The 22,116-nt window shown below is 59.4% G+C and carries 27 protein-coding genes and 1 tRNA gene; 9 read left to right on the top strand and 19 right to left on the bottom strand.

Going from position 1 to position 22,116, the window contains the following annotated elements:
• Positions 1–597: 597 nt before the first annotated feature.
• Positions 598–783: a hypothetical protein gene (locus tag AC1DF8_RS02940; protein ID WP_112541194.1), complete on the bottom strand. Its 186-nt coding sequence runs from the start codon at positions 781–783 to the stop codon at positions 598–600.
• A gap of 126 nt (positions 784–909) precedes the next feature.
• Here AC1DF8_RS02940 and AC1DF8_RS02945 point away from each other — a divergent pair, with 126 nt between their 5' ends.
• From AC1DF8_RS02945 to AC1DF8_RS02960, 4 genes are all read left to right on the top strand, one after another.
• Positions 910–1,635: a LuxR family transcriptional regulator gene (locus tag AC1DF8_RS02945; protein WP_112541311.1), complete on the top strand. Its 726-nt coding sequence runs from the start codon at positions 910–912 to the stop codon at positions 1,633–1,635.
• A gap of 247 nt (positions 1,636–1,882) precedes the next feature.
• Positions 1,883–2,548 carry an acyl-homoserine-lactone synthase gene (locus tag AC1DF8_RS02950; protein ID WP_477994934.1) on the top strand — a complete coding sequence of 222 codons (666 nt, stop codon included), beginning with the start codon at positions 1,883–1,885 and terminating at the stop codon, positions 2,546–2,548.
• Positions 2,545–2,736: a hypothetical protein gene (locus tag AC1DF8_RS02955; protein WP_007824152.1), complete on the top strand. Its 192-nt coding sequence runs from the start codon at positions 2,545–2,547 to the stop codon at positions 2,734–2,736. The genes AC1DF8_RS02950 and AC1DF8_RS02955 overlap by 4 nt, the downstream gene beginning before the upstream one ends.
• 136 nt (positions 2,737–2,872) lie before the next feature.
• Positions 2,873–3,103 carry a DUF2934 domain-containing protein gene (locus tag AC1DF8_RS02960; protein WP_477994935.1) on the top strand — a complete coding sequence of 77 codons (231 nt, stop codon included), beginning with the start codon at positions 2,873–2,875 and terminating at the stop codon, positions 3,101–3,103.
• A gap of 18 nt (positions 3,104–3,121) precedes the next feature.
• Here the strand turns inward: AC1DF8_RS02960 and AC1DF8_RS02965 are convergent, their stop codons facing one another.
• Positions 3,122–3,490: a response regulator gene (locus tag AC1DF8_RS02965; RefSeq protein ID WP_113115220.1), complete on the bottom strand. Its 369-nt coding sequence runs from the start codon at positions 3,488–3,490 to the stop codon at positions 3,122–3,124.
• A gap of 192 nt (positions 3,491–3,682) precedes the next feature.
• Here AC1DF8_RS02965 and AC1DF8_RS02970 point away from each other — a divergent pair.
• Positions 3,683–3,758 (top strand) — tRNA-Ile (locus AC1DF8_RS02970).
• Positions 3,759–4,373: 615 nt separating this feature from the next.
• Here AC1DF8_RS02970 and AC1DF8_RS02975 read toward each other — a convergent pair.
• The 3 genes from AC1DF8_RS02975 to AC1DF8_RS02985 all read right to left on the bottom strand — a co-directional run bounded on the left by AC1DF8_RS02975 (position 4,374) and on the right by AC1DF8_RS02985 (position 6,826).
• Positions 4,374–4,817 carry an HNH endonuclease gene (locus AC1DF8_RS02975; RefSeq protein ID WP_477995062.1) on the bottom strand — a complete coding sequence of 148 codons (444 nt, stop codon included), beginning with the start codon at positions 4,815–4,817 and terminating at the stop codon, positions 4,374–4,376.
• 205 nt (positions 4,818–5,022) lie between these two features.
• Positions 5,023–5,949 carry a hypothetical protein gene (locus AC1DF8_RS02980; protein ID WP_477994936.1) on the bottom strand — a complete coding sequence of 309 codons (927 nt, stop codon included), beginning with the start codon at positions 5,947–5,949 and terminating at the stop codon, positions 5,023–5,025.
• 79 nt (positions 5,950–6,028) lie between these two features.
• Complete coding sequence (locus AC1DF8_RS02985; RefSeq protein ID WP_477994937.1) at positions 6,029–6,826, bottom strand: hypothetical protein; 798 nt, start codon at positions 6,824–6,826, stop codon at positions 6,029–6,031.
• 410 nt (positions 6,827–7,236) lie between these two features.
• On the opposite strand from AC1DF8_RS02985, the gene AC1DF8_RS02990 reads away from it, so the two are divergent.
• Together AC1DF8_RS02990 and AC1DF8_RS02995 are read left to right on the top strand one after the other, a co-directional pair.
• Positions 7,237–7,827, top strand: coding sequence for an ankyrin repeat domain-containing protein (locus AC1DF8_RS02990; RefSeq protein ID WP_477994938.1), 591 nt, complete (start codon positions 7,237–7,239; stop codon positions 7,825–7,827).
• 31 nt (positions 7,828–7,858) lie between these two features.
• On the top strand, positions 7,859–8,371 hold the full coding sequence (locus AC1DF8_RS02995; RefSeq protein ID WP_112969204.1) for a YHS domain-containing (seleno)protein: 513 nt from the start codon (positions 7,859–7,861) through the stop codon (positions 8,369–8,371).
• Positions 8,372–8,386: 15 nt separating this feature from the next.
• Here AC1DF8_RS02995 and AC1DF8_RS03000 read toward each other — a convergent pair whose 3' ends face one another.
• The 4 genes from AC1DF8_RS03000 to AC1DF8_RS03015 form a co-directional block, all read right to left on the bottom strand.
• Complete coding sequence (locus AC1DF8_RS03000; RefSeq protein WP_477994939.1) at positions 8,387–10,603, bottom strand: adenylate/guanylate cyclase domain-containing protein; 2,217 nt, start codon at positions 10,601–10,603, stop codon at positions 8,387–8,389.
• A gap of 137 nt (positions 10,604–10,740) precedes the next feature.
• Positions 10,741–10,953, bottom strand: a complete 213-nt coding sequence (locus tag AC1DF8_RS03005) for a hypothetical protein (RefSeq protein WP_477995069.1) — start codon at positions 10,951–10,953, stop codon at positions 10,741–10,743.
• A 91-nt stretch (positions 10,954–11,044) separates the two neighbouring features.
• Positions 11,045–12,388, bottom strand: coding sequence for an O-antigen ligase family protein (locus tag AC1DF8_RS03010; RefSeq protein WP_477994940.1), 1,344 nt, complete (start codon positions 12,386–12,388; stop codon positions 11,045–11,047).
• Positions 12,389–12,462: 74 nt separating this feature from the next.
• A complete protein-coding gene (locus tag AC1DF8_RS03015; RefSeq protein ID WP_113210753.1) occupies positions 12,463–12,657 on the bottom strand; it encodes a hypothetical protein in 195 nt (64 codons plus the stop codon).
• Positions 12,658–12,792: 135 nt separating this feature from the next.
• On the opposite strand from AC1DF8_RS03015, the gene AC1DF8_RS03020 reads away from it, so the two are divergent.
• Positions 12,793–13,536: an SIMPL domain-containing protein gene (locus tag AC1DF8_RS03020; RefSeq protein ID WP_112969200.1), complete on the top strand. Its 744-nt coding sequence runs from the start codon at positions 12,793–12,795 to the stop codon at positions 13,534–13,536.
• A gap of 113 nt (positions 13,537–13,649) precedes the next feature.
• Here the strand turns inward: AC1DF8_RS03020 and AC1DF8_RS03025 are convergent, their stop codons facing one another.
• The 8 genes from AC1DF8_RS03025 to AC1DF8_RS03060 all read right to left on the bottom strand — a co-directional run bounded on the left by AC1DF8_RS03025 (position 13,650) and on the right by AC1DF8_RS03060 (position 19,297).
• Entirely contained in the window at positions 13,650–14,033 is a 384-nt protein-coding gene (locus tag AC1DF8_RS03025) for a hypothetical protein (RefSeq protein WP_112543640.1), read from the bottom strand.
• A 166-nt stretch (positions 14,034–14,199) separates the two neighbouring features.
• Positions 14,200–14,505, bottom strand: coding sequence for a hypothetical protein (locus AC1DF8_RS03030; RefSeq protein ID WP_112543639.1), 306 nt, complete (start codon positions 14,503–14,505; stop codon positions 14,200–14,202).
• 182 nt (positions 14,506–14,687) lie between these two features.
• A complete protein-coding gene (locus AC1DF8_RS03035; RefSeq protein ID WP_112543638.1) occupies positions 14,688–15,110 on the bottom strand; it encodes a secondary thiamine-phosphate synthase enzyme YjbQ in 423 nt (140 codons plus the stop codon).
• A gap of 74 nt (positions 15,111–15,184) precedes the next feature.
• The gene (locus tag AC1DF8_RS03040) at positions 15,185–15,538 is read right to left on the bottom strand and encodes a DUF1428 domain-containing protein (RefSeq protein ID WP_018114104.1); all 354 of its coding nucleotides are present in this window, start codon (positions 15,536–15,538) and stop codon (positions 15,185–15,187) included.
• Positions 15,539–15,644: 106 nt separating this feature from the next.
• The gene (locus tag AC1DF8_RS03045; protein ID WP_183878074.1) at positions 15,645–16,868 is read right to left on the bottom strand and encodes an MFS transporter; all 1,224 of its coding nucleotides are present in this window, start codon (positions 16,866–16,868) and stop codon (positions 15,645–15,647) included.
• 123 nt (positions 16,869–16,991) lie between these two features.
• Complete coding sequence (locus tag AC1DF8_RS03050) at positions 16,992–17,648, bottom strand: hypothetical protein (RefSeq protein WP_113016548.1); 657 nt, start codon at positions 17,646–17,648, stop codon at positions 16,992–16,994.
• A 137-nt stretch (positions 17,649–17,785) separates the two neighbouring features.
• On the bottom strand, positions 17,786–18,184 hold the full coding sequence (locus AC1DF8_RS03055; RefSeq protein ID WP_112543634.1) for a DUF427 domain-containing protein: 399 nt from the start codon (positions 18,182–18,184) through the stop codon (positions 17,786–17,788).
• Positions 18,185–18,361: 177 nt separating this feature from the next.
• The gene (locus AC1DF8_RS03060) at positions 18,362–19,297 is read right to left on the bottom strand and encodes a phytanoyl-CoA dioxygenase family protein (protein ID WP_112543633.1); all 936 of its coding nucleotides are present in this window, start codon (positions 19,295–19,297) and stop codon (positions 18,362–18,364) included.
• Positions 19,298–19,432: 135 nt separating this feature from the next.
• On the opposite strand from AC1DF8_RS03060, the gene AC1DF8_RS03065 reads away from it, so the two are divergent.
• A complete protein-coding gene (locus AC1DF8_RS03065; RefSeq protein ID WP_477994941.1) occupies positions 19,433–20,296 on the top strand; it encodes a cupin domain-containing protein in 864 nt (287 codons plus the stop codon).
• Here the strand turns inward: AC1DF8_RS03065 and AC1DF8_RS03070 are convergent.
• A complete protein-coding gene (locus AC1DF8_RS03070; protein ID WP_477994942.1) occupies positions 20,293–21,180 on the bottom strand; it encodes a DMT family transporter in 888 nt (295 codons plus the stop codon). The two genes, AC1DF8_RS03065 and AC1DF8_RS03070, sit on opposite strands and share 4 nt — an antisense overlap.
• Before the next feature lie 84 nt (positions 21,181–21,264).
• A complete protein-coding gene (locus tag AC1DF8_RS03075; RefSeq protein ID WP_477994943.1) occupies positions 21,265–22,065 on the bottom strand; it encodes an AraC family transcriptional regulator in 801 nt (266 codons plus the stop codon).
• Positions 22,066–22,116: the final 51 nt, after the last annotated feature.

The raw sequence follows: 22,116 nt of genomic DNA on the forward strand, positions 1-22,116 counted from the left end.
GCATTCCGCTAGATCAGTCCTGCCGTCGTCAAGCAGCTCTTGCGAGACGCAACGCAAATGATTTTGCGCACGACACGCAATCCTGATCCCCTCCCAATATGGCACAATGGCATTTTGTGTAATCGTTTCCACAAACACCTTTGCGCTTCACGGTAACGATCCGTCAAGCATATTTGCTGGAGGAACCCCGAATACACTGGATATTTCGTCGGCCGGGACTTCGGCCATCTTGCCTCCAGCAGGCAACGCAACTTAAGTGACGACAAAATGTGAAAACGTGTTCATACGCCATTAACCTGACTGACCTTGGCGATGCACGCGCGATACACCTGTCATCTTGCTGCTTTACACGACATAGCCGGGACCTTCGCCAATGGCATCTTCATGATCGAACTCACCGTCCGTGCCCCACGTTCCGATCAGGCGAACGAACGCCTTGTCCCGCGTGCAATTCTGCTGGGAAATGTCGGCACGGCCATATCCGGGCGCGCCTCTCCGAAGGCAGTTGCGTGCCATCGGGATAAAGCCGCGATCCATTCGGTGTGCGAACGTCGATATCGAAGAAATTTCGAGACCGAAGCAACGGTAAAGAAGCGGCTACTTCTCTTCGCAGAGCGCCCGGTGAACCTCTGTCCAGAACAAGGCGAGCAACGTATCGCCGTTGCGCTCGGCAACGAGCGCGCGGATCAGCGCCTCGGAGCCAGCCATGTCCTGCCAACTCGATCTCAGCCCTTTTGCTGCCTGATGGCATTCGGCGATATCGAACGTTCTCTTGCTGTCCATCTGGAGCCTCCCCGAAAAAGGCGCTAACAGACGGACCTGGAAAAGTCATTCCCCGCATATGTGGGGRTGCCTTGTATTTTCGACATTCCTCGCGGTAGGATTGAATGGTTTAAGGCAGGCGACACGATGACGGAAAACAATTATTCCCAAAAGTTCGAACCCGTTTTCGAACAGATCAAGGCCGCGGCCAATGTCGATGCTTCTATCCGCATTTTCCAGGCAGGCTATGCCGTTGACTATGTCACCTATCACCTCGCTCAGACCATTGCGGCAAAGATCGACGCTCCTTTCGTGCGCACCACCTATCCGGATGCCTGGGTATCGCGCTATCTGCTCAACAGCTATGTGAAGGTCGATCCCATCGTCAAACAGGGCTTCGAGCGCCAGCTGCCTTTTGACTGGAGCGAGGTGGAGCCGACGCCGGAAGCCTATGCAATGCTCGTCGATGCCCAGAAGCACGGGATCGGCGGCAACGGCTATTCGATCCCCGTCGCCGACAAGGCCCAGCGCCGGGCGCTGCTGTCGATCAATGCCCGCGTTCCGCTTGATGATTGGAACGCCATGGTCAAGCTCTATCGCAATGAATGGATCGAGCTCGCCCATGTCATCCACCGGAAGGCCATCTACGAGCTTCACGGCGAGAACGACCCGGTACCGACGCTGTCCCCGCGCGAAATCGAATGCCTGCATTGGACCGCACTCGGCAAGGACTATAAGGACATCGCCGTCATCCTGGGGATTTCCGAGCATACGACCCGCGATTATCTGAAAACCGCCCGCTTCAAGCTCGGCTGTGCCACCATTTCCGCGGCCGCCTCGCGGGCCGTGCAGCTGCGCATCATCAATCCCTAGCCTTTTCCTTCCGGCCGGATCGAAACCTTATCTGGTCAAATGTCGGACGTGCCGGAAGGCATGGCCTCCTCCAATCTTTTCCACACTGACGAAACCCGCTCTGCGGCATGCTTCAGGCTGCCCGCAAATGGCTTGAGCGATCCCCCCATATGCGGGGGCTCATCTGTAGGCGCCCATATGAGGGAATTTCCGATCCCGCCGTCCTGAACCATTCTGCTCTCACGAACCCAACACGCTGGAGGGAAAAATGTTCGTTATCATTCAGGCACATGAGTATCAGAAATACGCTTTCATACTCGACCAGATGTTCCGCCTGCGCAAGAAAGTCTTTGCGGACACCCTTGGCTGGAACGTTCCGGTAATCGGCCCATTCGAGCGCGACAGCTATGACTCGCTCTGCCCGGCCTATCTCGTCTGGTGCGACGAAACCCGCACCCGCCTTTACGGCGGCATGCGCCTGATGCCGACGACCGGACCGACCCTCCTCTATGACGTCTTCCGCGCAACCTTCCCGCAGGCAGCCAATCTCGTCGCCCCCGGCATCTGGGAGGGCACCCGCATGTGCATCGACGAGGAGGCAATCGCCGACGATTTTCCCGAAGTCGATGCAGGCCGCGCCTTCTCGATGCTGCTGCTCGCACTCTGCGAATGCGCCCTCGATCACGGCATCCACACCATGATCTCCAATTACGAACCGCACCTGAAGCGCGTCTACAAGCGCGCCGGCGCCGAAGTCGAGGAACTCGGCCGCGCCGACGGCTACGGCAAATATCCGGTTTGCTGCGGCGCCTTTGAAGTTTCCGAACATGTGCTCACCAGGATGCGCGCATCCCTCGGCATCGATACACCCCTCTACACCCGCTACGTCCCGACGCGTTCCGTCGTGACTCAATTTCTGGAGATGGCAGCATGAACCGCTTGAGCGAAACCACCGTACAAAAAGACATCGGTGCGCTGGAACGACATATCCTCGCATCCCGCGATATCGCAACGCAGATGGGAGACCCCTTCCTCTCCTATCTCCTCTCGATGGCTCTCTTCACGATCTATGAGAAGAAGGCGCATCAGGAAAACGACCTGCTGAAGAGCAGCTATAATTAAGGCCCCCCGGGGCAAGCGGCCGGGCTTGAAGCAGACCTCCCTTCAGGCTCGGCCGCACCTCCCGATCTCAGGCACCTCGCCGGAACATTCGGCTCCCCCGCCGGTTTTGCGATGATCGAAACCACGGGAGATAGCCATGACGGACCGGAACGAGGACAGCGTGCGCGAGCGCGCCTACGCAATCTGGGAAGAGGAAGGCAGGCCGGACGGCCAGGATTTGCGCCATTGGAGCGATGCCGAGGCCGAACTGCGCGGCGAAGCGACGAGGGCCAACAAACAGGCTCGCAGACAGATCGAAGAAACCGAGGCCGCGACCGGAGCAACCGACGTTCCCATCCCGCCGCCGTCTTTGGCGAGCCCGGATTGACCGCTCTCACCTTGCTTGCTACCGCGTCATGGAATCAATCGCCGAAATCAGCGCCTCGTGCTGATAGGGTTTCGGCAGGAAGGCCGTGTTGGCCGGCAGCGACATGGGATCGAGCCGCACCATGCCCGAAGTGATGATGATGCCGATATTCGGCCGCATCGCCCTCACCCGCTTGGCTAGCTGTATGCCGTCCATGGAACCGGCCATGTTGACGTCGGTAAAGAGAATATCGACATCGTTACGGGACTTCAGAAGCACCATTGCCTCATCCGCATTCCCGGCCTCGAGCGCCACGTGCCCCACGTCTTCAAGCACATCCAGAATATTGAACCTGATCAGCGGCTCATCCTCGACGATGAGCACCACGGCACCCTGGGAAGCCACCATTCTGCGATTGCCCTCTTCAGATCTAGTCTGACGGGAGTAAATGTAGCCCGCCCGCGAAGGTTCCAGAGGGCAAACCGGAAATATGCATCGTCCACAGATGCTTGCGCTCATGGCTTGTGACTGTCCCGGATTTGCGTTAAGCGGAAAAAAGCCGCGGGTGCCATTGCCCCGGCTGACCGCACCCTGGGTGCCGGGCCTGTAGCTCAATGGTTAGAGCCGGCGGCTCATAACCGCTTGGTTGGGGGTTCGAGTCCCTCCGGGCCCACCAACGAATTCAAGGGGTTAGCTCAAAAAACTAACCCCTTTCGTTTTAGGGCACTGCCCCGTGGCAACAAAATGGCAACGTAAATCGGAAATCGGGCCGCCTTGCCGCCTGCCGGGGCGCAGGAGCGCGAAACCGGGTAGGGTCGTCCGAAAGCAAACGCGCGCTGGCGGGGCTCTGAAGGGCGCAATGGCGTCTGGGAGCAACCCATTGGCAGCCGCAAGCAAGCGACGCTGCGTGGAGCTTCCTAGCTAACGGTGGCGCGGTGGCCGAGCCCTGAAGGCAAACTCAACTCATCTCGCCGCGCTCGTCGCTGCAACCGCCCTCCCGGCGATGGCGGGGGATGCGTCCGAGGCGATCTCAAATATGCACCAACACCAAGCAGGCGGGGTTCTGCTTTTCGGCCTGCTGATCGAGAGCATAGCGAGATCCAAGGGGCGCAGTTTCATCAAATGGTTTCTGCTCGGATCGTTTTTCACGATCTTTGCCCTTATTGCGGTTTGCGCATCAAAGAAACAGGCTGAGAAATCGGAGCCTCCCGAAGACAAGATCGAGCCCGACATCGTAATCCAAGGGTGATGTTGTACGGGGCGTCATCGGGCACGCGCGCTGGCGGGGCTGTCAGGCCGGTTTGGTGCGCAACGAGCCAGCGGGTAGGTAGCGCCCATCGCGTATTGGGATATAGATCGTGTCCGGGTCCAGTTTGCCCCAATGATCGCCATCGGGGCCGACGATCAGGCCCTCTAGGACCTGATCGTCGCGTTGGGGTCGGTTCTTGGCGCTGCGGGTCTTGTCGGCTTCCGCATGGCAGTCGCGGCAAAGCAGCACGACATCTTCCGGCTGCTCGTTTCCAACGGAACGATAGTGCAGGTGATGCAAGTCCAGCGAAGGCCCGTCGCTGCTGCACCGCTCGCAGCGACTGCCGCGTTGCGCGACGATCTCGCGTTTCAGGCTCTTCCATTGCGTACTGGAGATGTGCTGCTGATAGCGATCAGGAAAATCGCTTTTGTAGCGGCCGTCGACGAAGCCCTTGGCACGGTCAAGAACAGGCCCGGCGCACTCCAGACAGTATCGGCGATGGCTGCGGCTGTTTTCACGGTCGCGGACGAGCCTGTCGAGCTATTCCTCGCCCGGCGCGATGACCTTGTCACAGCCATCACCTTGGCATTGATGCTGCTTTCTCGCGGTACGCCAGCTCGGCATCGGCTCGTTCCACACTACGGCGTCTCCTGGTTTGATTTTCGAACCATTGCGCGCTCCCTCGGTCCCGCTACTCGGGTGCTTCACGGTAGGGACCCACCTTTGAGGGAGGAAATTTCGTGTCCAAGAACTCTTCGAAGTGACGCGATATGTCCTTGTCCAATCCCTTGACCAAGAACCTGTGCGAGCGGTCCAACAGTTCCCACCGTGACGACCATGTGGCTCCAAGCGAGCCTTCTGAAAGCAACAGAAAAGGCATCAGTCTGACGACAAGCCAAGCGAGTTCAGACGTGCGGTTCATGTAGAGCGCCCACATGTCATCAGTCGGCTGCGGTCCAAGGACGAACGGCACGACCTTGTTCGGCCCCAACCACTTGTCCAATTCCAGCACAAAGGAAAGTCGGGAGCCGTGCACTTCTTGGTTAAACAGCCGATCCCAGTGCTGAAGCGTCGCCCTGACAGGTTGCGGCAACCCCGATTTCTCTCCGATCAGTTGGCTGTGGATTTCTTTTTCCAGAGACTGTTTGGCGGCATGAGCCTTTCTCGCCTCCTTGCTGTCATCGCCGATCGATACGTGTTTCATCAACGTGGGGAGATTTGCGTACCCAAGAGCCACTGCAGCGAGAGCAAACGCTTCGTCCCGAACCCCTCTCAGCATGGCGTAGGCTTCGACAGGGTAGCCTCGGGCTGCCGTCAGTTCAGCGGCACGGAATTTTCTGAGAAGGCCGAGGCATTTGATGACGAAGGCGGGATAGCTTGGCCTGTCCTTGGGCCAACCCTCGGTGCTCAGCACCTTGGCGTTCCCTGCGAGCGTTTCCCCAAAAAATTCGAGGAAGCTGTTGTGCAGCGTACAATGGCCGTTGAACTTGTCTCGAAACGTCGTCTCGGATTGCTCTTCAAAAACATCGAACTGAACGCGAACCTGCGGAGGAAATTCGTCCTCAAGGGTCTGCTGCCACAGGGCAATCTGTGCTTTTCGGTCATTGTTTTCCGACAACTATTTCCTCCACTTCCGGCCTCCCGCTAAGTGCGAAGGGGCTCGTATCCCATCAACGTGCTAGAGCGTCCCCACGGACCTAGTTCGGCGGCTTCTTCGACTTTTCCAGCAAAGACAACACGTAATCCTGCCGTCTTGGGTTATGCCGCGCTTTGGAGACTTGGTCGCGCCCGAGGAGCACCTCGGAGAGCACCTTCGCCTGTTCGAGCTGTTCCTCGGTGCAGGCTTCTTCCGGCAGCACCGTCCGGCAATCGAACCAAGGCATAGCCTTGCCGGTTTTGCCTTGGGTCGAAAACTTGACGTTGCCCGTGGCGACAACACCGTTGCCGAGCATGAAACAGATATCCGAACGAATGAGATGCTGCCGGGTAGCGATCTCGGCTCCGAGGTGGCCGCACATCATGACGAACGTAATGCCGTTGCTGAGCATCGGCTTTGGGTCGCTGCGCTCATAAAAACGCCCCACCGCGTGATCGGAAACGTTCGCGACGACCACTCCACACCATCCGTGGGTGAACGAATGGCGCTGCACGATCAGCGCCTCTTCGCGCTCCCCTTCCATGACAGTCAGGACGTGGCTGTCACTGGCGTGCACCGTTAAGAGGCCGTAGAGACCGTCGTCGAACATGTGTTGGTGGCACAAGTCCTCGCGCGGGATGTTCATCAGCCTCTTGGCTGCATTGGCCAAGGCGTTGCGGGTGAACGGACTGCGGGGATCTTTCCAGCCGCGTTCAAAGAGCGGAAAGATCGCCTCTTCCCAACTCCTGACCGGCTTCCCGGCGAACTGCGAGGCGTCCTCGGGCTCCCGCCGCTGGAACTCCCGCCACACCTGCCGGGCGAAGATCCGCCCTTCCGTCGTCAGTGGAACATTGCTCATTCAGATCGCCCCCTTCACCAGCATCCGTTTCGCCGCTTTCCCTGTCAACGGCCATGGAAAATTGGTGGACGGAGCGATGTAGTGCCTAGGAACGAACGACGCTCGAACGAGAACGGCTCGTGGCGCTTCACGATGGCCGATTTAAAAGCTATGCAGCTTTCAATTGACGGCGTTTGAGCCTCCCACGATGTTAGACTGATGAGCGAGTACTTTCGGATCATTCAAGCTCAGTCCGATCCGGTTGCCGATCTTGGCGACCACTGCCGTGCAGAGATGGCGGAGGACGATCAAGCTTTCACATCGTATATCCCCCACACAGCGTCGCCATTCATTGCCGCCCCATCATATTCATGATAGCTTAACTACACTTTCGCGCTTGTAAGCCAGTAATGGCAAGACGGGGGTGCGCGATGAATGTCTTTTGGATCAGCTTCATCTGTTTCGTTCTTGGGATTTCCGTAGCGTCCGCGGGCCCACTGCACGATGCCGCGCGCGAAGGCAATGTCGAGCGCGTCAAGCAGCTTGCCGATCAGGGCGCGAACCTCGCTGAACTTGATAATACCGGCGAGCCGGCGCTGCTGATTGCGGCGCTGTCCGGCAACGCCGATGTCGTTACCCTTCTTCTCGATCGCGGCTGCGACATCGAAATCCGCAACAAGGGCGGGCTGACGGCGCTGCATGCGGCCGCCTATGGCGGCCATCTCGATATCGTCGAGCTGCTGGTGGCAAGAGGTGCCTCCGTCAACGACCACGAGAACTTCTACAATATGACCCCGCTGCATGCGGCATCCGAGGAAGGTCATGCCGATGTCATTGCTTTTCTGCTCGCGCAGAAGGCCGATATCGAGCCGAAGGAAAGAAACGGCTACACGCCGGTGACCCAGGCCGGATGGCGATCACACTGGGACGCCGTCACTCTTTTGTTGAAAGCAGGCGCCGCCTGTCAGGGAGCCGACCTCACGGGTCAGTGGCTCTATGACGAATGCACGAAGCGAAAATGAGCGTGCGCGCCTGAAAAACGGGAGCATTGAAATGTCTCACTGGAATGGATTTGTGAAGGCCGCAGCAATAGGCGGCATCGCCGTCCTGCTGCTGGCGAACGAGGCTACGGCGGAGGACTTCGTCAATACGGGCTATTTCGGCGATGTGGCGATCAAGGGCTATGACCCGGTCGCCTATTTCACGGATGATAAGGCCATGGAAGGATCGCCGCAATATTCCCACCACTGGCTGGGCGCTACCTGGTATTTCGCCAGTGCCGAGCATCGTGACATGTTCGTCAAGGATCCCGGCAAATATGCCCCGCAATATGGCGGCTACTGCGCCGACGGCGTGTCCTTCGGAACGGTGACCACCAACATCGATCCGAATGCCTGGCGCATCATCGAAGGCAAGCTCTATATCAGCTATGATCCGGGTGCCGCAGAAGGACTGGTGAAGAACCCCACCAAGGTGGTCGACTCCAAAAAGCACTGGTCGGAAGTGCAGAACATCCTGATCTCGGAAAAGACACAGAAAGACTGGCAGCACCCCTCTGCCCAGTAGCTGTCCGATCGGCGGTCAGCCCCCGATCGAGAAGAATTTCAGCGCCTGCGGCGTGACATGCACATATGTCGCGCCGGGCTCGTCGGCAGCGCGGTTGCGATAGACATTGCCGCAGACCATCCTGTCGAGGAAATAGCCCGGGAATTTCTCGCAGAGCCAGTCTCCCCTGATCTCGACAGTGCCGGTAATATTCGTGTTGGCGCTGCGATAGGCGGTATTGCCCGCTTTGTCGAAGAACTGAACGAACTGTGTGCCGTTGCGGTGTTTACCGGTCCAGCTCTTGTCGCTGATGAGATCGCGCAACTGGTCACCGGTCACCTGATCGGCCTTCTCGCCCTGAAATCCGAAGGGCCATTCGGGAATGCCCGCTTTCTGCAGCCTGCTCAAATGCAGGTTCAGATCGTCCTTGCGCCAGTAGTCGTAGAGATAGCTGTAATAGGTCAGATTGCTTTCGGGAAAGAGCGCCAGCAGCTTCGTCTTCTCCTGCAGGCTGCGTTTCCTGTCGCCGTCCTCGATATAGGCCGCGGTGAGGAATTCGCGCGCTGCCTCCGCATTGGGGAGCGCGTCGCGGGCCGCCTCCATCAGCGAGATCGACCGGTCGTCATCACCGATGATGTAGAAGACGATACCCGCCAGCAACTGGAAGCCGGGCGATGGCGAAGGATCGAAACGAAGCGCCTTTTCCATTTCGGTCGTCGCCTGGTCATGATTGCCGATATGAGCGAGCACGAGGGCCAGATTGCCATTGGCTTCAGCGTCGCTCGGCTGCGCCTGCACGGCACGGTTCGCCGATATCAGCGCCTCCGTCTGGCGACCATCGACCAATTGCAGGAGAGCAAGGACCGTATGCGCCCGCGCATTGTTCGGGTCGATCTTCAAAGCCTGCCCTGCAGCGTCATAGGCGATCTTGCGGGCGACTGCCGCCGACCAGAGGATATTATAGTCGTTGCGCCAGACATCGACGGCGATCCGCGCGATCCCCGCATGCGCATCGGCAAAATTCGGATCGAGGTCGATCGCCTTCTGGTAATAGGACAGCGCTTCGCGGTAGGTCGCGACGTCTCCATAGGTGAGGCCCGCCTGCTCGGCGCGCATATAGTAGTCGTAGGCCTCGAGATTCTCCGTAGGGATCTGCGCCAATTGCGTGCGCTCGCCCTCGCTGAGCCGGATGGCAAGTGCTGCGATGATCTTGCTGATGACATCATCCTGGACCGCGAAAAGGTCGGCATATTCGCGGTCATAGCGCTCGGCCCAGAGGGAGAGCCCGGTCAGGGCGTCGATCAGTTTGACATTGATGCGCAATCGCGAGCCTGCGCGCTGCAGCGTGCCTTCAAGCACGTAGTGAACGCCGAGCTCGGCTGCCACATCCTGTATCTTGCCGCCATCGTCGCCCACCGCGAAGACGGAGTGGCGCGCGATAACGAAGAGGCCAGAGACCTTGGAGAGCTCGGTAATCAGATCGTCGGTCAGGCCCTCGGCAAGATGATCGTGCTCGACGTCGCCGCTGACATTGATGAATGGCAACACGGCGACGGACGGCTTGTCCGGCAGCGGATAGGCAAACCGCCCGGCGACCGAAGGGCTTTCCAACAACGCCCATGGCTGCCACCATAGCGCAGCTCCGGCAAGAACGAGTAGGAAGGCGCCAGCAGCCATCGCCACGATGCTCCGGCGACCCGGATATCGGCGCGCCTTGGCAGCTCTTTTTGCTGCCAACGGGCTGAGTACGACACGATAGACTCGCACGGGCTCGGCAAGGCTTTTGACCTTCTGCTCGCCAAGCGAGATGAAACCGACATCGAGCTTCGATCTCACCTGGTCGTAGGCAGGGCCCGTGATCGCTATTCCGCCGGGTTCGGCGAGCGACTGCATGCGATCGGCGAGGTTGACGCCATCACCGTGGATATCGTCTCCCTCGACGATGATATCACCGAGATTGATGCCGATGCGGAAATCGAGACGACGGTCGTCCGGAATCTCAGCATTGTGCCTTGCCTTCAGCCTCTGGACATCCACTGCGCAGCGCATGGCATCGACGACGCTGTGAAACTCGACCAGCAGCCCGTCGCCCATGGTCTTGACCAATCGTCCGCTATGCTCGGCTATCGAAGGTTCGACGATCTCCCTCAGGTCTGCCTGGAAACGCAGACGCGTCCCCTCCTCGTCGACCTGGCTCAAACGGCCGTAGCCCACGACATCGGCAATCAGGACAGCGGCAAGGCGGCGCTCCATGTCAGTCTCTTCCCCCGAAAGGACGACAGCGGGAAGCATCTTACAGCACCGCCATAGCCGATACCATCGACGGCGAGAGGAAGGTCGCCAGCCCGTGACGGGACGGCAGACGGAGCCATTGTCATATAACTGTCATATTATGCATAGGTGGCATGCCAAAATGCCCATTGTTGCAGCACCGCGCACAAATTATATGCTCGCCGGCTAACAAAAATAAAAAAAGTGAGCTTGATATGCCCTTGATTTTCAAACGCCGCAAAAGCGGCCTCATGCGACGGATCGTCAATGGTCTTGGTTCTGCCCAGCAGCGCTATCGTGATGCGCGCGAGGCAAGGAAGACCGCGATCCATCCTTCGTTTCTTGACGATTTCGGTATCTGACCAGACGGGCGCTCAGCTTTAGAGCGCTCGAATCCCTTCCAGGCGGGCTTCCATCGCCCTCTCAGGCAGCCTTCTGATCCCGGGATATCATCCCGGTATCCTGCCCGATCTCCCCCTTCTTCAGCATGATCCCGCAGGCAAACGCGACGGCGGAGAATACGAAGAAGAACGATTCGCCGATTGCCAGCCGGTTGTTGGAATTGGACAGGATCGTTCCGAGGAAGAATAGCGTCACCATGCTATAGGCCAGCAGCGCGCTGAGGCTGATCAGCCCGGCCCTCCAGGCAGCGAAAACCCGCCTATACATGGCTGTTGCCAATATGGCGAAAACCAAGATGCCGAACAGCCCATGGCGAACAAGCATCTCGAAATAGCCGTTATGGAGCAGCGTATAGGGCACGCTGGCATAGGTGGTCGAATTCCAGAGGGTGAGCCAATGGTTGCCGGCACCAAAGAGAGGCGCCTGGGCAATCACTTCCGAAGCATTCGCCCAGAGTTGCAGCCTTTCACTCATCGATTCCGGCGTATCTCTTGACGCGATCGCAGCAGCGACGGCATCCCGAACGCCATGTGCGGAGATTTCGGTCTCGATCCGAACGGTGGCCTCATAAGTGGGGCCGGCAAACCTCCAGATATCATCGCCGCCGACAAAAAGCGCTGCTGCCACGAGAGCAACAACAGCAGCTCCTACCAGCGCAGCCCGGCGTCTGTTTGCATAAAGCAGCATCGAGGCCAGCATGAGAGGTCCGACAAGGACGAGGCTCAGCCAGACGCCTTTCGCCTTCGAGCCGTAAATGTTGAAAAGGCAGAGCGCGATGATGAGCGTCGCGACGGCAATGATCCAGCTGCCGGAACGGCGCTCGAGCTTGCCGGTCTCCCAGGCGTGCAACAGCCAGTAGAAGGCGCCGATCATCAGAAAACCGCAGCCGATGGCGCCATGGATCAGGTTGTTATGGAACAGCGGCGAAATACGGTCGTCGCCTGCAAGAATCGGTTGGTAGTCGGTGGAGATCAGCAGCGCTGCAAGTGCGATCGGGAAATAGATCGCCAGGACCGTCCCGACCTCTTTCCGGCTGGAATAAAGCGCGATGCCGACGGCTGGGAAAAACAGCGGAAAGGCGTAGAGCCAGTCGGACGCACCCTTCTCGCCGTAGACGATCAGGCCGAAGAGGAAGCGCAGCAGCGCATAAGCGCCCCAGGCAACACAGGCGTTGGCCAGCCAATCTCGCTTCAGCAGGCTCAAATTCGGCTTGAACCAGACAAAGATCGTCCCGATCAGCAGCAGCGCCGCATAGCGATAGCTGTCGCTTTCCAGAATGGGTGCCGAAATCAGCAGCAGCCACAGGATGATGAGGACAGGCTTGAGGCGGGAGGGCGTGGCGGTGGGCTCTTCGCTCGCTACCATGGAGAATATTGCACCCTTCTAGCATAGTCGGCAGCACGAAGCAGTTGGGTGACGGAGCAGCGTATTCCCTTGAATTACTGCCGCTTGTAGTCGAGCTTCGTCGCAATCGCCGTGTCGTGGCTGTTCGGCCCTAGCTCTATCAGATTGTTCTTGACGGTAAAGACATTAACCTCGGCCGACCACCACCCGCGCTCTAACGCCACATCGAAGGGATAGACCGGGATGGTCATCGTCCGCAGGAGCAGCGAGAGGTTCGGATTGTCTACCATGCGTTGATTGCCCTTACACTCTTTGGTCGAAACCAACCATCATGATAAAGCAGTCCCCGCATCGATTTCTGCCGCAATAGCTTCACAATCCGCAGACACAAAGCTCGCAGGGACGCAAACAGCCGAGGAACAAACATGGCGCCGAACTACACCAAGACTGCCTTTCTGACAGCCTTTCTGAGCCTGCCGCTCGCGGCATCCGCTCCACTTCTTGCGCAGGAGAATCAGCCGCGCGAAGCGGTCATCAACGTGTCCGGAGAGGGCGAATCGGCATTGGCTCCCGATATGGCGGTCGTCAATCTGTCCGTGGTCAAGCAGGCCAAGACTGCCCGCGAAGCGCTCGATGAAAACAACAAGGCGATGAACGAGGTGCTGGCCGCACTGAAGAAGAGCGGCATCGCCGACCGTGACCTGCAGACGTCGGGCTTTTCGATCCAGCCGCAGTACAATTACCCGCAGCCGGTCGACAATCAGCCACAGCCGCCGCAGTTGATCGGCTACCAGACCAGCAATTCGGTCACCGTTCGCGTCCGTGACCTTTCCAAGCTGGGCGAGATCATCGACCAGTCCGTCACCCTCGGCATCAATCAGGGTGGTGATATCCAGTTCACCAACGACAAGCCGGAAGCAGCCCTGGAGGCAGCCCGCAAGAACGCTGTCGCCAATGCGATCAAGAAGGCGAAGACACTGAGTGAAGCCGCCGGCGTGAAGGTAGGCCGCATCGTCGAAATCAGCGAAAATGTCGTGCGCCCGATGCCGCAGCCGGTTTATCGCGCCACGATGATGAAGGAAGCTTCCGACGCCGCTGCCGTTCCCGTTCAGGGCGGCGAGAACAGCTACAATGTCACCGTCAGCGTGACTTTCGCAATCGAACAGTAAGTCTCCGCAGGGCGCTTCGGCGCCCTGCCCCGACGGGAAAGCCGCTCAAAAGAAAACCGCCCCTGCTGTCTGCAAGGGCGGTTTTTTTACGCACTGAACGGGCGCGCCTGGCTTCAGCGGCGCAGGAGCGGGCAGCCGCGAACGTTGCCGAAAGTCATCTCGCTTGGGCCACGGCGGCTCCAGCCCTGCACGATCACACGACGCGGCGTGATATCAACGACGCGCGTACGGCGCAGGCCGTAATCCTCGGCAATGTTTGCAGCTATGCGCGGATCGCAGCCGCCACGGGGCGGACGCCCGTAACCCGGCGGAGGCAGAGGCGGACGGCCATAACCCGGCGGCGGTGGCGGCGGACGGCGCCAATCCGGCGGGGGCGGACCACGATCCGGTTCACCGATAATGATATTTACCTGTGCTGCAGCCGGCGCAACGGTGCCGGCCAGCGCAGCGGCGGCAAGAAGGGCGGCAAGCCCGGCCTTCGCCATAAACTGCATCATAAAAAAGATCCTCATGGTTGATAGCCACGCGGGCAACTGCCGGAGCCTATTTCGGAATCACTTGCATACAGTTCCGAGAGAAGACGGGCGAAAGCATCGCGGTCAAGGCAAAACAGGCGGAGGCGAGGTTTTCCTGCTTCAAGTTCCCCTGCCCCCGGTCCACCGATCAGCGATACATGAGCGGGCAGCCGCGCACGTTGGCGAAGGTCATGCGATCCCAGCCACGGCGGTCCCGACCGGCAACGACGACCCGGCGCGGTGTGATGGTTGAAATGCGCACATCGCGCAAACCGGAATAGCGGGCTTTGCGGATAGCCTGCATCGGCGAGCAGCCGCGAACCGGCGGGCGATTATACTGCGCCTTGACGACGAAATCGGACTGCGGCGCGGCGAAAGCGGCGGAGCCGGCAAAAGGAATGGAACTCAGGGCAAGCAGTGCGGCAAGTGAAGCCTTGGCAAGGAAATGCGACATTCGGGTTTGTCTCCTCGTGGTGTTTCCTCAATCTCCCTTTTGGGATTGTCTCGAGACTAAACGCATGAAGCTGAATGCTGTTCGAACCGGCCATTCAGTTGGCATTCAGGACGGTTAACGGCGCAGAAACAATGCCCGGCAAAGCAGCGCAGTCGCTTTCGTCCCGGAATGCGCAAGCCAATCTACGGGCCGAGATGCAGGACCACATCGCGCCGATGCGGGCGATCGCGGTGTTCGAAGAGATAGATGCCTTGCCAGGTGCCGAGCATCAGCCGACCGTTGCCGACGGGAATGCCGATCGAAACCTGATTCAGCGCCGCCTTTATGTGAGCCGGCATGTCGTCCGGCCCCTCGCTCGTATGGATGACCCATCGCATCGATGGGTCGGATGATGGCGGCACGAGGCGGCGGAAAAAATTGTTGAGGTCCGTCTTCACGTCAGGGTCGGCATTTTCCTGAACGAGCAGCGAACAGGAGGTATGGCGCACGAAGACAGTCAGCAGCCCCTCCTCCATGCCGGACTGTCGCACGAAGGCATTAGCCTGATCGGTGAATTCGTAGAGGCCCTGACCGCGGGTGGATAGTGTAAGCATCGTCTGGGGCAAGGCGGTCTCCGTCGCAGATTATCTCTCGCGAGGTGGCGTGCCTTGCCCCCGAAGTCAATGCCGCATCTCTGAGGTTACAGCCGCAGCAGTTCCTCGAAGCCGCCATAGATCATGCGCTTGCCGTCAAAAGGCATCTGCCACTTGTCGCTGGAAAGGCGTGGATCGGCCATTACCTTGGCATTGACCTCGTCGCGCTGCTGCTTGGACTTGTAGAGGATCCAGGAAAAGACCACGACCTCGTCATCCTTGGCCATCACGGCGCGTGGAAACGAGGTCAGCTCACCATAGGGCACGTCGTTGCCGAGGCATTCGACATATTCAAGCGCGCCGTATTCCTTCCAGATCGATCCGGCATAGGCAGAGAATTCCTTGTAGGCATCGACATTCCCGCGGGGAACGGCGACGATGAAACCATCAACATAGGACATTGCAGATCTCCCTTCGTTTTAACGTCCGAAGGACGTTCGACGCCGGCGGCATCCGACATGGGCGCGTCAATTAATGCCCACGGCCCATGCGGCAAGGAGATAGGGCCTAGCCCTGAAGGGTCTTTACCTTGAGGAGATCCGGGAAAAGCCGCGTCCACAGGAGCACGACGGCAATCGTACCGACCCCGCCAACGATGCCGGCCACGACCGGGCCGATCACGCCGGCAAGCATCCCGGACTCGAATTCACCGAGCTGGTTGGATGTGCCGATGAAGAGCGAATTCACGGCATTGACGCGGCCACGCATCTCGTCAGGCGTCAGAAGCTGCACGAGAGAGCTTCGCACGACGACGCTGACCGTGTCGGACGCACCGACGACGAGCAGCGCGATGACCGAGACCGTTATATTGGTCGAGAGCGAGAAGACGATTGTGGCGACACCAAAAACGGCCACTGCCATCATCATCTTGCGGCCGACTTCCGATGTCAGCGGCCGGCGGGCCAGCACGATGGACATGGCAAGCGCACCGATCGCTGGTGCCGCGCGCAGCAGGCCAAGGCCCCACGGGCCGGCATGGAGAATATCGCGTGCAAACATCGGCAGCAGGGCCGTCGCGCCGCCGAGCAGCACTGCGAAGAGATCAAGTGAGATGGTGCCGAGCATCACCGGTCGGCTGCGGATGAAGGAAACGCCGGCGAAGACGGACGTAAGTGTTACCGGCTCGCGTTTCGAAGGCGTCCACTGCATGCGGATCGAAATCACATTGAAGCTCGCCACCGCAAAAAGCACGGCTGCGACCGCGAAGGGCGCAATGGGGCTCACGCCATAGAGAAGGCCACCGAGCGAAGGGCCGATGATCAGCGCCGTCTGCATCATCGAGGTCGACGTGGCAACGGCTCTCTGCAGCATCGAAACCGGCACGATACTGGGCAGGAGTGCCGCCATGGTCGGCCGCTCGAAGGCGACAACGGCGCCCATGATGGTGACCGCGACCAAAATTCCGACCGGTGTCAGCCATTGCTGCCAGGTTGCGATCGCCAGAACCAGCGAGGTAACAGCCTCGATCAGCTGACAGGCAAGCCCGATCCGCCGGCGATCGAACCGGTCGGCGACGTGACCGACGACAAAGGTCAGCACGGCCATCGGCAGAAACTGGCAGAAACCGACGAGTGCGAGCGCGAAGGCGCTATGCGTCTGATCGTAGATCATCCATCCCATGGCGATCGCCACGGACTGGAAGGAAAGTGAGGAAAAAACCCGGGAGGCGGCGAAGTTCAGATAGCCGGGATGGCGCAGAACGCTTTCCCGCTCTTTCACTGGTATGTCCATGGTTCAGTTACCGGCCTGCGGCCAAGCCACAGGCGCCTATAGGAATCTTATAAGAGCGGAACGGTGTTCTGCCTGAAAGTGATCCATGTCAACCGCAATAAGCTCCGGTGCGCAATTGCCGCATCAAGTCGAGCGGGGACAGCAGCCGACCATCTGGCACGCCGCGGTATGGAGCTGGTCGCGCATATCGAGCAGCCACATGGTCTCTTCCATGACGTCAAGGATTGCCATACGCAAATCCGGACCAATGAGAGCGAGCAGCTCATTTTGCGAACTGCCTATGGTCGCAGCGCCACCAAGGAGCTTCCTCATTTGCTCGACAGTGGGGGCCGTGGAAATCTCGACCCTATCGAGAATGTCCGGAGACGGAATGCCCATCCAGGAAAGTGCGGATGCGACCAGCAGCTTGGAAAGCGCTCGGCACAGAGGACAGGACAATTCTTCGGATGTATCGACGATCTTCCGCTTGAAGCAGGCGATTGTCGCCCGGACCTTGCTGTTGACGGCTGCAAACATGCCTACAGCAATCCTGCGAGTGGCGTCGACCGGTCTTAATATGTAGACCCTTTGCCGGCTCCGGAGGGATGTGGCGGCGCTATTTTCTTCACTGAAACCCTGAACAAGGAAATCACCCCTTCCCGCCAGTATTTCCAGCAGGATCAGAACATATCCGTCACTGCGAAAGACATCGAACTCAAAATTGAAAGAACCATCGCCGATGCTCTCTACGATGCGGATATCCAATACTTCGGAACGAAGCTCCACCTGGTCGAGTTTCATAAGGCCCCCGGGTCTGCAATACCCCGCGCGCGGCAAAGATACTGCAACCTGAAGGGTATTCATATTAACCCAATACGCTTACGCATCCATCGTCATTTGACTGATGCGTAGGTCATAGGTGGAAGTCCGGTTATACCTTAGAACTGGCCTGCTTCGGGCGACGGCAGCTCTTCAATGGAATCGACCCTGTCAGGGTAAAAGGCCAAATGGTCCTTGATGTTGGCTACGGCGGGATTGGGCGCCTCGTAGGTCCAGATCGCATTCTTCGAACGCTCGCCGCCATCACGAATGCTGTAATAGGAGGCATCTCCCTTATAGGGACAATGGCTCTCGTGCTCGGTGCGCTCCAGCAGCGACATATCCACATCCTTGCGTGGAATATACTGCACCGGCGGATAGGAAGCTTCGCGCAGGGTCAGCGCATCATGCGTATCCGCGATCACGCGCCCGCCGAGCTTGACGACGACACGGGAGGGATTGTGTTCGACGGTGATCGGATGATCCGGCCCGGGAATCTTAATCGGCTTGCCTGACATGGACGTCATCTCCGGATTGATATCTCTCCGAAAGAGATAGGGTGTGCAAGCGACCATCCCAAGAGGCTGCGCGACCATTCTCGTTCGGCCGATTTCATAAGCCGCAGATGTGCGCATTGACGATGCGGAAAGGGCCGCGGAGACGTTGACCTCCGCGGCTCGTGACCTGCTATCTGCTTACCAGCGGTCGAGGCCGAGCAGCTTGCGGCCGAGCGGCGTCAGCTCGGCGGTCTTGGCATTGTGCTTTTCCCATTCGCGCGGATCGCCGGGGAAGGCATCGCGCTTCGGATGATCGAGCTCCCGCCACAGGCGGATGCGCTCCTCACGCTCTTCGGCATTATCGTATTCGGCCGGATGCATGGAAATATACTGCGCCATGCGCACACGGTTCTCCGCATGGTTCGGGCGAACGCCGTGGGCAAGCAGCGAGTTGAAGATCATCAGGTCGCCCGGCTCCATGTCGATATTGACGGTCGAAAGACCGGTCATGTCTGGATGCATCGGATCGCGGTCCTCGGGCTGCGTCTTCACCCATTCGTCAAAATGCTCGAAGAGATAGGGTACGCACTGGAAGCCACCGACATCGCCGTCCTGCTTCTTCAGGCTCAGGACTGCCTGCACGCCGATCGGCATCGGCCGGATGGACGTATCGACATCCCAGTGGATGAAGCCGTTGGGATTGCCCTTGACCTTCTTCGGCGGGTTGAGATTGGCGCGGTCGATCGTCACCCACAGGTCTTCGCGGTCCCAGATATCGACGAAGACGTCATAGACGCGCTTCTCCATCCGGTTATCCCACATTGCCTGGTGATTATAGATTTCCAGCATGCCGGTATTGTTGAGCTCTTTCATCTTGTGCTCACGGCGCTGCGGCGCATACCAGGTGGAGGAATCGTTCGGATCCTTCTCGTCAAAACGCCAGAGCACCTCCGCAAGCCGCTCGACATTGGCTGCAGGAACGGCCTGGCGAACGATGACATAGCCCTTCGTCGTCCAGTGCTGCCAGTCCGCTTCCGAGAGCACGCGCAGCGGCAGTCTCTTCTTGATGTCCTTGAGCTGCGTGGTGACCGACGAGGCCGTCGGATGAGCGTCGCGTTTCACTGCCAGTTCCATGAGATCCTCCCATCATTTGATCCATTCCTGTTGTTTCAGGCGATGGAGAGAGTGTAGCGGCTCATCGCAGCTCATGTTGTGCCAACTTGGCAAATTATGATACTATTATGGCGTCAAATATCTGAGAGGCGCTTGATGAGGCCGTATCTCGAAATCCTGCCACGCCACGCCGACAGCTCCTGGAGCATGCTGAACCGGCGGCTGGATGACGCGATCCCCTTCCAGTGGCACCACCACCCCGAATTCGAACTGACGCTGACGCTGAACTCCATCGGCCAGCGCTTCATCGGCGATCACACGGGGGAATATGAGGATGGCGACCTCGTGCTCGTCGGGCCGAACCTGCCACACACCTGGGTATCGCGGGCCAAATACAACGAGGCAAACCCGCATATCGCCCTCGTGCTCTGGTTCCACCCGGACTGGATGCGGCAAATGACATCAGGCGCGGTGGAACTGCGCCCCGTCGAAGCAATGCTTGCTCGTGCCGATCGCGGCTTGCACTTCTCGAAGGAAGCGGCCGCTGCCGTCCGCAGCAATATCGAAGCCATTTTCGCAAAGCCCCCGGCCGAACGGCTGCTCTTGCTCTTTAACATCCTCGGCGCCGTTGCCGCAGACCGGCAGGCATCTTCGCTTGCCAGCACACCCGGCCAAAGCCGTGAATTGCAGGAAAGCCGCGAACGGATCGACAGGGTGCTAACGCATGTGCATCTGAACTATGCCCGCGCAATCACGCTGGAAGAACTTGCCGATATAGCAGCACTCAGCGTCTCGGGCCTGCACCGGCTGTTCCGCCGCCATACCGGTACCACCGTCTCGGACTATCTGATCCGCATGCGCATCGGCGATGCCTGCGCCCGCCTTTCTGCCACGGTCCAGCCCGTCGGCCATATCGCCGATGCCGTCGGCTATAGTTCGCTTGCCAATTTCAACAGGCAGTTCAGGGCGCAAACCGGAATGACGCCGCGGCATTACCGCAACGTCTTCCGCCCCGCCTAAACCTTAGCCGTTCGCCGCAGGCTGGCGAGGGCAAGCCCTATGACCGCGGCCAGAACGCAGGCAATCCCGAAAATCTGGTTGGAACCAACCGCCTCTCCAAGAACCAGGAAGGCAAAAATGACGGCTGTTGCCGGCGCTACAGCCGTAAACAGAGAGGCCTCCGCGCCACTGACGCGCTCCGCTCCCGCATACCAGAGGATGAAGCCGCCGACAGTCGGCACCAGCGCGTAATAGACGACCGCAAGCAGAGCGGGCTGCGAGGCGATGCCGATATCATGATGCTCAAACAAGGCTGGCACACCCGCAACGACGAAGCCGATGGCCGTCATCAGCGCCGACTGCGTCAATGGCGGGATCGACGTGCCAAGCCGCTTGTTGAGCAGGATGAACAGCCCCTCGCAGATGACCGCGCCGAAAATCAGCATGTCACCGACGAGAGACCCGCTACCGGCAGCTGGCGAGAAGGCAATGGAAAAGACGCCGGCAGCCGCAAGCCCGATTGCCAGAAGCAGGAAGCGCTGCGGCCTCTCGCCAAGCACGAGAATGGAGATTGCCGCGGAGACGACCGGCAGCGTGCCGATGATGACGCCGGCATTGGCCGCCGACGTCAGCGACAGGCCCGAAATCAACAGCGTCGTGTAACCCACGCTCCCAGCACCTGCCTGCGTGACGAGGATCAGCCAATCCCGTCCGGAAAGCCGTAACAGCCGCGATCCTGTCCATCGCATCAGGAAGAGGAAGAAGGGAAAGGCCACCGCAAAACGCAGGGCGGTCGCCGTAAAAGGCGGCAATCCGGATGCAATGACCTTGCTGGCGACAACGGTACTGCCGACCGTCGTCATGGCCAAAGTGAGATAGATATAACCTTGAAATTCCCTGCTCATCTGCCGCTCCCTTCGAGACGGGGCAAGCAAACAGGCTGAAAGGCCAGGGGTCTTGAACGAAATTGCAAGGGAACAGGCAAGCGATCAGGAATGCCCGCGGGCATAGGTGCCGGGCGTAAGGCCGTAGCGGGAAACGAAGGCGCGCGTCATATGGCTCTGGTCGGCAAAGCCGCTTTCCGCTGCAGCCTCCGCCAGGGCCGCACCACCGGCGATCAGCCGCCGGGCAAGGTGCACGCGGGCCTGAACGTGATAGGCGTGCGGCGTGAAACCCGTCGCCCGCGCAAAGGCGCGCAGCACCTGAAACCGGCTGAGGCCGCTCTCCCGTGCCAGATCGGAAAGCGAGATCTCGCCCGCCGGATCATCATCGATCATGTTGCGCGCATGGACAATGGAATGCGGTGCCGGCGCCGGCCCCTCCGTCATCGCGGTTTCCCGCAGGGCATCGGCAATGACCGACAGAAGCAGCTCTTCGCAGCGCATCCCTTCCTCATCCCCGGTCACGGCGGAAAATAGCGCGCGAAATCGATCGGCGAGCAGCCTGTCATGAATGACAGGGCGCGGAATTTCCGACCGATTGGTCCCGCCTCCTGCAACCTCGCGCGCAAGCCCCTCCATCACCGCAGGATCAAAATAGAGAATGCTCCAGGAGCGCGCCTCGCCGATCGGCGCGCCGTCATGAATCTCGTTCGGGTTGACGGTGATAAGATCGCCGGCCTCCGCCTCGACCATGCCGCGCCCGCTCAGCGATCTTTGAGCCCCGGAAAAGATGAAACCAATGCCGAACTGCTCATGCGTGTGGCGCGCGAAACGATGGCCTGATGTCGCCATCACCGCCTCCACGCCGGGCACGGACGAACGCAGCATCCTGAACTGGCTGGCGGCCATGGCAAACTCCTTCGCGCCCGACTGTGCCAGCCGGCAGCGAGCCTAGCAAGC

Source organism: Rhizobium sp. 05N49 (assembly GCF_056396805.1).